The organism is Methylobacterium sp. (genome assembly GCF_028290105.1).
GTDB lineage: Bacteria > Pseudomonadota > Alphaproteobacteria > Rhizobiales > Beijerinckiaceae > Methylobacterium.
This window is the reverse complement of sequence record NZ_JAQGKL010000236.1, coordinates 1-9,505: the sequence shown is the minus strand read 5'-3', so window position 1 is coordinate 9,505 and position 9,505 is coordinate 1. Positions and strand designations below refer to the sequence as shown.

Below are 9,505 nucleotides of genomic sequence, written 5' to 3'. Positions count from 1 at the left end.
GCGTAGAAGCCGGTCCAGGTGAACACCGGCACCGGCACGAACACCGGCGGAGCCGCGCGGCGCGGAAGGTCGGCGGCGGAGGCCGCCGCAGTGAGGGCCGTGAAGGCCGCGAACGTGGTGAGAAGCTTTTTCATTATTGATCCCCAGCGAAATGCCCGATCGAGGGCCAACTTACGCCGGTTTCCACAGCCAAGATGTAGCGTGCGGGTCACACCCGCAGAGGGATGCTCTCGCCCCGCCACGGCGGTGGACAATGGGGATGGTTCAGACCGGTGGCGTGCCGTTGGCGGTGAGAACCGCGCCGACGAGGTAGAGCGAGCCGCAAATCAGGATGCGGGGCGGCTGTTCGAACACGATGTCGGACAGGCTCTCGAGGGCGGCCTCGACGCTCGATGCGGCCTGGGCGACCAAACCGACTTCGGCCGCGATCTGCGCGACTTCCTCGGCCGGACGCGCCGCCATCTGGTTGGCGATGGGTACGGCGAAGAGCACGCGGGCGAGGCCGACGAAGTTGCGAAGGAAGCCCTCCGCGTCCTTTGTGCCGAGGAGACCGACGATCAGGACCAGGGGCACGTCCGAGCGCTCGCCCAGATCCGCCATCGCGGCGGCGAGGATGCGGCCGCCATCGACGTTGTGGCCGCCGTCGAGCCAGAGCTCCGAGCCCTGCGGCACGAGTTCGGAGAGGCGGCCCCGGTTGAGCCGCTGCAGGCGTCCCGGCCACTCGACGTTGTTGAGGCCGGCCTCGATGGCATCAGTGCCGATATCGCCGAAGCCCGCCGCCCGCAGGGCCGCGATGGCGGTGCCCGCATTGGTGAACTGGTGCCGCCCGTTGAGGCGCGGTTTGGGCAGGTCGAACAGGTCGGTGTCGTCCTGGTAGACGAGCCGCCCGCGCTCGGCATGGACCGAGAAATCCTGGTTGCCGACGCGGATCGGGTTGGCGCCGGCGGCCTCGGCGAGGCGGCACAGCACCGCGTCGGCCTCGGCGTAGTCCTGTGCGGCGATAATGGCCGGGCAATCCTTCTTGAAGATGCCGGCCTTCTCAGTGGCCACGGCCTCGACCGTATCGCCCAGATACTCCGCGTGGTCGCGCCCGATCGGTGTCACCACGGCGGCCGCCGGCCGGTCGATCACGTTTGTGGCATCGACCCGGCCGCCGAGGCCGACTTCGAGCAGGAGCACGTCGGCGGGGATTTCGGAGAAGAGCAGCAGGGCGGCGGCGGTGGTGATCTCGAACACGGTGATCGGCTCGCCCTCGTTGGCCGATTCGCATCGCGCCAGGGCGTCGGCCAGCTGGTCCTCGGGCACGAACTGCCCGCCGCCGATGGCGCCGATCCGGATGCGCTCGTGGAAGCGCACGAGGTGGGGCGAGGTGTAGACGTGCGCGGCGAGGCCCGCGGCTTCCAGGATCGCCCGCATGAAGGCGATGGTGGATCCCTTGCCGTTGGTGCCGGCGACGTGGATCACCGGCGGCAGCTTGCGCTCGGGATGGCCGAGGCGCGCGAGCAGGCGCTCGATCCGACCGAGCGAGAGGTCGATCGTGCGCGGGTGGAGGGCCAGGAAGCGCGCCATCAGCGCGTCAGAGGAATCCATGATCGGACCGTCGCGTCGCAAGGGACTGGAGTTATGTCGAGCGGGGAGGGATCAGGCGGGCTCGGCGACAGCCGCCGGCGCCCGCGCCGAAGTGCCCCCCGGTTCCTGGTTCGTCAGGAGGCCGCACAGTCGCGCGATGGTCTCCTTGAGCGCGTGGCGGTGCACCACCTGGTCCACCATGCCGTGGTCCTTCAGGTACTCGGCGCGCTGGAACCCGTCCGGCAGCTTCTCGCGAATGGTCTGCTCGATCACGCGCGGGCCGGCAAAGCAGATCAGCGCACCGGGTTCGGCCAGGTGCACGTCGCCGAGCATGGCGTAGGAGGCGGTGACGCCGCCCGTGGTCGGGTTCGTCAGCACCACGATGTAGGGCAGGCGGGCCGCGTTCAGGCGGCGCACCGCCACGGTGGTGCGCGGCATCTGCATCAAGGAGAGGATGCCCTCCTGCATGCGCGCGCCGCCGGACGCCGTGAACACCACGTAGGGCGTGCGCTTGTCGAGCGCCGTCTCGGCGCCGCGCACGAAGGCCTCGCCCGCCGCCATGCCGAGCGATCCCGCCATGAAGGCGAAATCCTGCACCGCCAGCGTCATCGGCAGGCCCGAGACCCGGCCGAAGCCGATCTTGAAGGCGTCGGCCATCCCGGTCTTGGCGCGCGCGTCCTTCAGACGGTCGACGTAGCGCTTCTCGTCGCGGAACTTGTGCGGATCGGCGGCGACCTCGGGCAGCGGAACGTCGATCCAGGTGCCTTCGTCGAACATCATCTTCAGGCGCGCCTGGGCGCTCATCTTGAGATGGTGCTCGGAGCCCGGAATGACCCAGTGATTGCTCTCCACCTCCTTGTGGAACACCATCTGGCCCGTGTCCGGGCACTTGACCCAGAGGTTCTCCGGGGTCTCGCGCTTGAACAGCGTCTTGATCTTGGGGCGTACGACCTCCGAGATCCAATTCATCGGTTCAACCATCATGGAGACGGCGTCCTTGTGGGGAAGCGAGGGAAGCGGGCCGATGCCGGAAGTGAACTTGTCTGACGGCGAAATGCGTCAGGCCCGCGGCACCGAGCGCACGCCCTCGGCGAGTTCGCGGACCAAGGCGCTGACGGCTTCGACGGTGCCATGCGTCGCGCGGTTCTGCGCGTCCAGGGTGGCCCGCATCGCATCGACCAGGGCCGAGCCGACCACGACGCCGTCGGCACCCCGCGCGATGGCGGCGGCATCGGCCCCCGTGCGCACGCCGAAGCCCACAACGATGGGCAGGTCGGTGTGGCGCCGGATGCGGCCGACCGCGTCGGCGACCCGGTCGAAGTTCGGCGTCGCCGTTCCGGTCACGCCGGTGATCGACACGTAGTAGACGAAGCCGGCGGTGTTCGCGAGGACGGCCGGGAGCCGCTTCTCGTCGGTGGTCGGTGTCGCGAGACGGATGAAGGCGAGCCCCTTGGCCAGCGCCGGCAGGCAGAGTTCGTCGTCCTCCTCCGGCGGCAGGTCGACGACGATCAGACCGTCGATGCCCGCGCTGAGCGCGTCGTCGAGGAAGCGCTCGACGCCGTAGGTGTGGATCGGGTTGAAGTAGCCCATCAGGATCACGGGCGTCTCGGTGTCGCCCTCGCGGAAGCGCCGGACCAGGTCGAGGGTCCTGGCGACCCCCTGGCCGCCCGCGAGCGCCCGCAGGCCGGCGGCCTGGATCGCCGGGCCGTCGGCCATGGGGTCGGTGAAGGGCAGGCCGAACTCGACGATGTCGGCGCCGGACCGGGGCAGGGCTTCGAGCACCCGCAGCGAGGTCTCCGGATCGGGGTCGCCGGCCATCACGTAGGTGACGAGGGCCGCGCGATGCTCGGCGCGGCAGCGCGCGAAGGCGGCGGCGATGCGCGCCTGACCGGGATTGGCTGAACTCGTGGCCGTCATGACACTCTTTGTCTCGCGCTCCTCGCGGCCGCCACGGGCGCGGCGCGGGATCAAGCCGCCGCGCCTACACCATCACGGCCGGCCCGTGAAGCGCGCGGGCCACGCGCGGACCCTTTCGCGCCGATCCGCAAGCGTTTCTTAACGGCCTTTGGAAAGCCCGCCTCAACCCGGGGCCGGCATCGTGGCTCCCGGCGGCGGATGGTCCCGCCGGAGAGGCCGAGCCCATGACCCTGTCGGACGTCGCGCTCGTCCTCGTCCTCCCGCTCCTCGCCTTCCTGGCGGGCTGGGTCGCACGGTCGCGCCTTGCCCGAACGCATCCCCTTGTCCCGCCCGCCGGCAGCGAGGCCCGGATCGAGGACCTCGAGGACCGGGTCTGGGGCCTGTCCGAGAGCGAGGAGCGCTACCGCGCCCTCGTGGAGGCGACCACGGAGGTCATCGTCCAGCGCGACGCGCAGGGGCGCATCACCTTCGCCAACGAGGGTTTCGCCCGCCTGGTCGGCGCGGAGCCGCTCGCGCTCCTCGGCTCGACCCGGCAGGTCGACATCATCGAGCACGGCGAGGCGCAGCGCGGCCCGGACGGCGTGCGCCGGGTCGAGACGCGCCTCGCACCCGTCTCCGGCCCGCCGCGCTGGTTCTCGTTCATCGAGATGCCGGTGACGGGGGGCAACGGCGAGACCCACTGGCTCCGGGCCGGCTCCGACATCACCGAGCGCGTGGAATCGGCAAGATCCCTCGACGAGGCGCTCAGCCGGGCCGAAGCCGCCAACGTGGCCAAATCGCGATTCCTGGCCACCGTCAGCCACGAGTTCCGCACCCCGCTCAACGGCATCCTCGGCATGGCCGACCTCGTCCTCGACACCGGGCTCGACCCCGAGCAGCGCACCTATGTCGAGGCGGTCAGGACCTCCGGCAAGGCACTGCTCAGCCTGATCGACGGTATCCTCGATTTCTCGCGCATCGAGGCCGGGCGCCTCGATCTGGCCGCCGAGCCCTTCGACCCGGGCGAGATCGCCGAGGCCGTGGTCGAACTCCTGGCGCCCCGCGCCCAGGACAAGGGCATCGAGATCGCCCTCGACATCGCCGACGACGTACCCAGCCTCGTGATCGGCGACGCCGAGCGGGTCCGCCAGATCCTGATCAATCTGGCGGGCAACGCCATCAAGTTCACTGCTGTCGGGGGCGTCGGCGTCGAACTGCGCCGCGAGGGCGCCGGCCTCCACCTCGCGATCAGCGACACCGGCCCGGGGATCCCGGCCGAGCGCCTGCCCCTCCTGTTCGAGGAGTTCGAGCAGGGCGACAACAGCGCCAGCCGGCGCCACGAGGGCACGGGCCTCGGCCTCGCTATCACCCGGCGCCTCGTCGCCCGCATGGGCGGGCGAATCGAGGCCGGGGCCCGGCGTGGCGGCGGCAGCGTCTTTTCCGTCTCGCTGCCCCTCGAGATCCAGGCGGCCGAGCGCGAGCGGGCGCCGGCCCTCGGCGGCCGCAAGGTGCTCATCGTCGCGGCCTCGCCCTTCCAGGGCCCCTACCTCGCCCGACGCCTGACCCGATCGGGCGCCGCCGCCGTGGTGGTGGAAAGCCCGGATGCCGGCCTCGACGCCATCGCGGGGGCGGCCTTCGACGCGGTGCTCGCCGACCGCACCCTCGGCGACGAGGCCCTGCGCGCCCTGGCGCTCGAAGCCCGGCGCTGCGGCGTGCGCTGCAGCCTCGTCCTGCTCTCGCCCTTCGACCGCCGGGAGTTCGGCACACCCGCCGCCGCCGGCTTCGACAGCTACCTGATCAAGCCGGTGCGCGCCCGCTCGCTCTTCGACCGCCTGCTCGCTCCGTTGCCGCCGCAGACCGCCGGGTCGGATGCGCCGGGCGAGCTCCCGCCGCACGCCGGACTCCCGGACTTGCCCGGCTCCGGTCCGTGCGTGCTCCTGGCCGAGGACAATCACATCAACGCCCTCCTGGCGACCAAGGCGCTGGAACGTCTCGGCGCCCGGGTCGTGCTGGCACGGGACGGTCACGAGGCCCTGGCCCGCATCCGGGATGCGGCCGCAGATGCGCCCTTCGACGTCGCGCTCCTCGATATCCGCATGCCCGGCCTCGACGGCCTCGAGACGGCCCGCCGCATCCGCGCCATTGAGGCGGAGCAGGGCGCCCGGCCCCTTCACCTCGTCGCCCTGACCGCCAATGCGGGCCGGGACGACGAGCGCGCCGCCCGCGCGGCGGGGTTCGATGCCTTCCTCGCCAAGCCCCTGAACCTGCGCGCCCTGCCGGGCCTGCTCGAGCGACGGGTCGCCGCGGCGTGAGCGTTGACACCGCCAGTCTCCCGCGCGAACACCGCCGCATGGCCGAGACCCCGATCCCCCCGACCTCCACCGCCGCCGTGTCGGCATCCGACGCCGAGACGCGCGGCCACGACCGCCGCGTCGCCTGGAGCGTCGTCGCCCTGGTGGCCGGAACGGTGCTGCTCGGCGCCCTTGTGCCCGGTCCGGCCCGGCATCAGGTCGCGGCCGCGCCGGGCGAGGATACGACCTGCGCCGAGTGGGGGGACGGCTGCCACGTCTGCCGGCGGGCCGAGGGCGCGGTCGCCTGCTCGCTGCCCGGGATCGCCTGCGTTCCGCAGGCGACGCGTTGCCTGCGCCGCGTCGACGGCTGACGAACCGGCAAGGGCCGCCCGTGACGCGCCCGGTCTTCCGCTTCGCGCCGAGCCCCAACGGGCGGCTCCATCTCGGACACGCCTACTCGGCGCTCCTGAACGAGGACTTGGCCCGCGATATGGGCGGCCGCCTGCTGCTGCGGATCGAGGACATCGATCCCGGCCGCTCCCGCCCCGACCTCGTCGCCGCCATCCACGACGACCTCGCGTGGCTCGGGCTGCATTTCGAGACGCCCGCTCGCCGGCAATCGGCGCATCTCGAAACCTATCGGGCCGCGATCGGGACCCTCGCCGCGCGGGGCCTCGCCTACCCGTGCTTCTGCTCACGCGGGATCATCGCGGGCGCAGTGCAGGCCGAGGCCGAGCGCAGCGGCCGCCCGGCGCCGTCCGATCCCGACGGCGCCCCGCTCTATCCCGGATCGTGCCGGCGCATTCCGGCCGTCGAGGCGCGGACGCGCCGCGAGGCGGGCGCGCCGCATACCTGGCGCCTCGACATGGCACGCGTGCTCGCCGTCGCTCCGGGGCCGCACGCGATCCGAACCTTTGCCGTCGAGGCGGGGGAGGGGAGGGGGCCTCTCGCGTACCGGATCGGCGCCGAGGCGGTCGAGCCCGCCGATCCCGCGCGTTGGGGCGATCCCGTGATCGCGCGGCGCGACGTTCCGACGAGCTATCACCTCGCGGTGGTGATGGACGACGCTGCCCAGGGGGTGACGCACGTGGTCCGCGGCGCGGATCTGCGCGCCAGCACCGACTTGCACGCGCTGCTCCAAGCCCTGATCGGCCTGCCGGCGCCGCGCTACCATCACCACGCCCTGATCCGCGACGCATCCGGCGCGAAGCTCGCCAAATCCCGGGGTTCGCAGGCCCTGGCCGATCTGCGCGCGGCCGGCGAGAGCCCGGATTCCATCCGGCGCAGCCTCGGGTTCGCCTGAGGCGGGCGGTGCTCGAGCCGGAGCGCGGCGTCAGCGCATCACGTCGCGCTGCGCCATGGCGGAGGCGGTGCGGGACTTCTGCATCGTCCCCTCGATCTGCTCGCGCTGCCGGGTGAATTCCGCGAGCATGCGTCCGTCGAGCTCGCGCCCGCGCGGCACCCGGATCTTCATCGGGTCGACGAAGTGGCCGTTGATGATCACTTCGTAATGCAGGTGCGGACCCGTGGAGAGGCCGGTGGAGCCGACATAGCCGATCACCTGGCCCTGGCGCACCTTGGCCCCGGCGGTGACGCCGCGCGCGAAGCGCGACATGTGGTTGTAGGTCGTGACGTAGCCGTTGATGTGCTGGAGCTCGACGCGTCGGCCGTAGCCCGAATCCCAGTCGGCCTTCAGCACGGTGGCGTTGCCGGCGGCGACGATCGGCGTTCCGATCGGGTTCGCCCAGTCGACGCCCGTGTGGAGCTTGGCATAGCCGAGCACGGGGTGGCGCCGGTAGCCGAAGCCGGAGCGCATGATGCCGTCGGCGATCGGCTTGCGGATCAGGAACTTCTTCAGGGAACGGCCCTGCTCGTCGAGATAGTCGATGGTGGCGTCGTCCGGAGACTGGAAGCGGTAGACCTTGCGCTGCTCGCCCCCGAGATTGAGCGAGGCGTAGAGCAGTTCCGGGCGTTCGGTGGAGCCCTGCGCGCTGCCTTCCTCGTCGAAGGTGTAGAAGACGTCGAGGCTGTCGCCCGACGAGATGCGGCGCTGGAAATCGACGTCGTAGCCGAAGATCCGGACCAGATCGTCCACGGTACTCCGGGGCAGGTCGTGCCGGGCGGCGGTCTCGTAGAGGCTCTGGAAGAGGCGCGGGCCGGTGCCGCCCTCCTCGTCGCCCTCCTCGGCATTCTCCACCACCGCCGGCGCGACCCGGGACGGCGCGTCCTCGGTGGGAGGCGCCACCGAGACGAAGCTGCCGCGATCGTTGATGGCCGCGATCGCCTGGACACCGCTCTCACCGTAGAGGATCACGCGGGTGACCTGGCGTGGATCGCCGGGTTTCGGCCCCGGGGCGACCTGGAGCCGGAACTGCTGGCCCTCCGCGAGGTCCGCCACGCGGGAGCGGCCGCCTAGGGCCGCGACGATGCCCCGGACCTGCTCGTCGCTGGCCCGGCCCGCACTCTTCAGAACGGCATCGAGCGTCTCGCCGCGCTTGAGGGCGAGATCGCGCTCCTCGACGAGCGCCGGTTCGCCGCCGCTGCTGATGCTCTTGGCGAGCTTGGTGACGTTCTCGGGCACTACCAGCACGTCGATGGACTTGAAGGGCGACCCCTCGTCGGCCCCGCGCGTGCCGCCCTCGAAATCGGGAGCGGTCATGCCCTGCTGCAGGGTGCGCGACAGCATGATCTGCGGCGCGATCGGGATCGCGGTGCGCCGGCCCGCCTCCGCCGCGAGGCGCCGCTCCTCCTCGACCTGCGCGGCGACATCGTCGTCGGTGAGAGCCGGGGCGCCGGGCTCGATCTCGAGGCCGGCGATGTCGCGTTTGACCACCGAGACTTCGGCGCCCGGTGCGTCGCCGAGGCCGGGGTCGGCGGCGCGCTCCAGGGGCTCGTCGGTGCTGAGCTTCAGGGGATCGAAGCGCGGCATCTCCGCCGCGAAGACCCCCGTCGACATGGACAGGGCCGTCGAGACCCGCATGAAGGGGCGGACCTTGATGATCTCGCGGTCACCAAGCCGCACCGTCACCGGTGCGCGAAAGCTCTGCTTGGCCGAGGCGATCATCAGGTTGCGCACCAGGCGGTCGCCCTTGCGCGCCAGATTGACCGTCCCGTCGGTGATCGAGGGCCGCACGGCGGCGGAGGCGCGCTCGGGGATCGCCGCGAACGACACCTCGCTCTGCAGCGAGACGTGGATGGCGGCGCCGATCAGGGCGGCGCCGGTCAGCCCGGTCAGCGCGCTCGCGCAGAGCCAGCGCAGGTTGACGTCGCGACGATCGATCCGGGTCGCGTCCGGGCCGAGAAGGTCGAGGGGCGGTAGGTGGGCGCTCGGCATGCGTGCGCCGGGCCGGGGATCCGGTGTGCCGTTCTGTGCACCGATCTTCAGGCGGCCGCGCTTCAACGTCCGGGTCCTCGCAGCAACGTCCAGGTCCTCGCAGAATGTGCCGGCTCGGCCCCGTTCGGGCATCGCAGACGTGGGCGCGATGCGCCAGCCCGGAAGGGGCCGGCGGTACGCCGATCCACCTTCGATGTCAGTGGCCAGCATGTCGAGATTGAGGCGCGAAACGCCGCAATGCCGGACGCACAGCATCGGGGGAGGGCAGATGATCGAAAAATCGAATCAGGTGTTGACCGATCGATATGGGGCTCGTATATCCCGGTTCATCGGCGGGCGGCCAACGGGGTTGGCGGCTTGCTTTTGCATCTCCTGACTGTTGTTGAACGGGGATCCGGCTTGACCGGGCGCTGTT

7 protein-coding genes are annotated in these 9,505 nt (G+C 71.4%); 3 read left to right on the top strand and 4 right to left on the bottom strand.

Going from position 1 to position 9,505, the window contains the following annotated elements:
- Window positions 1-264 precede the first annotated feature (264 nt).
- From JWQ05_RS16830 to trpA, 3 genes are all read right to left on the bottom strand, one after another.
- Complete coding sequence (locus JWQ05_RS16830) at window positions 265-1,590, bottom strand: folylpolyglutamate synthase/dihydrofolate synthase family protein (RefSeq protein ID WP_299660682.1); 1,326 nt, start codon at window positions 1,588-1,590, stop codon at window positions 265-267.
- A 51-nt stretch (window positions 1,591-1,641) separates the two neighbouring features.
- On the bottom strand, window positions 1,642-2,550 hold the full coding sequence (gene accD / locus JWQ05_RS16825; RefSeq protein ID WP_299660685.1) for an acetyl-CoA carboxylase, carboxyltransferase subunit beta: 909 nt from the start codon (window positions 2,548-2,550) through the stop codon (window positions 1,642-1,644).
- A gap of 78 nt (window positions 2,551-2,628) precedes the next feature.
- Window positions 2,629-3,486, bottom strand: a complete 858-nt coding sequence (gene trpA / locus JWQ05_RS16820) for a tryptophan synthase subunit alpha (RefSeq protein WP_299660680.1) — start codon at window positions 3,484-3,486, stop codon at window positions 2,629-2,631.
- A gap of 224 nt (window positions 3,487-3,710) precedes the next feature.
- Here trpA and JWQ05_RS16815 point away from each other — a divergent pair, with 224 nt between their 5' ends.
- From JWQ05_RS16815 to gluQRS, 3 genes are read left to right on the top strand one after another with little or no spacing between them, the layout of a single operon-like run.
- Window positions 3,711-5,777 (top strand): ATP-binding protein, encoded by a 2,067-nt coding sequence (locus tag JWQ05_RS16815; protein ID WP_299660678.1) that lies wholly within the window; start codon window positions 3,711-3,713, stop codon window positions 5,775-5,777.
- 38 nt (window positions 5,778-5,815) lie between these two features.
- Window positions 5,816-6,127 carry a hypothetical protein gene (locus tag JWQ05_RS16810; RefSeq protein WP_299660676.1) on the top strand — a complete coding sequence of 104 codons (312 nt, stop codon included), beginning with the start codon at window positions 5,816-5,818 and terminating at the stop codon, window positions 6,125-6,127.
- Between the two features lie 20 nt (window positions 6,128-6,147).
- Window positions 6,148-7,059, top strand: a complete 912-nt coding sequence (gluQRS, locus tag JWQ05_RS16805; RefSeq protein WP_299660674.1) for a tRNA glutamyl-Q(34) synthetase GluQRS — start codon at window positions 6,148-6,150, stop codon at window positions 7,057-7,059.
- 30 nt (window positions 7,060-7,089) lie between these two features.
- Here the strand turns inward: gluQRS and JWQ05_RS16800 are convergent, their stop codons facing one another.
- Entirely contained in the window at window positions 7,090-9,090 is a 2,001-nt protein-coding gene (locus JWQ05_RS16800) for a M23 family metallopeptidase (RefSeq protein ID WP_299660672.1), read from the bottom strand.
- Between the last annotated feature and the right edge of the window lie 415 nt (window positions 9,091-9,505).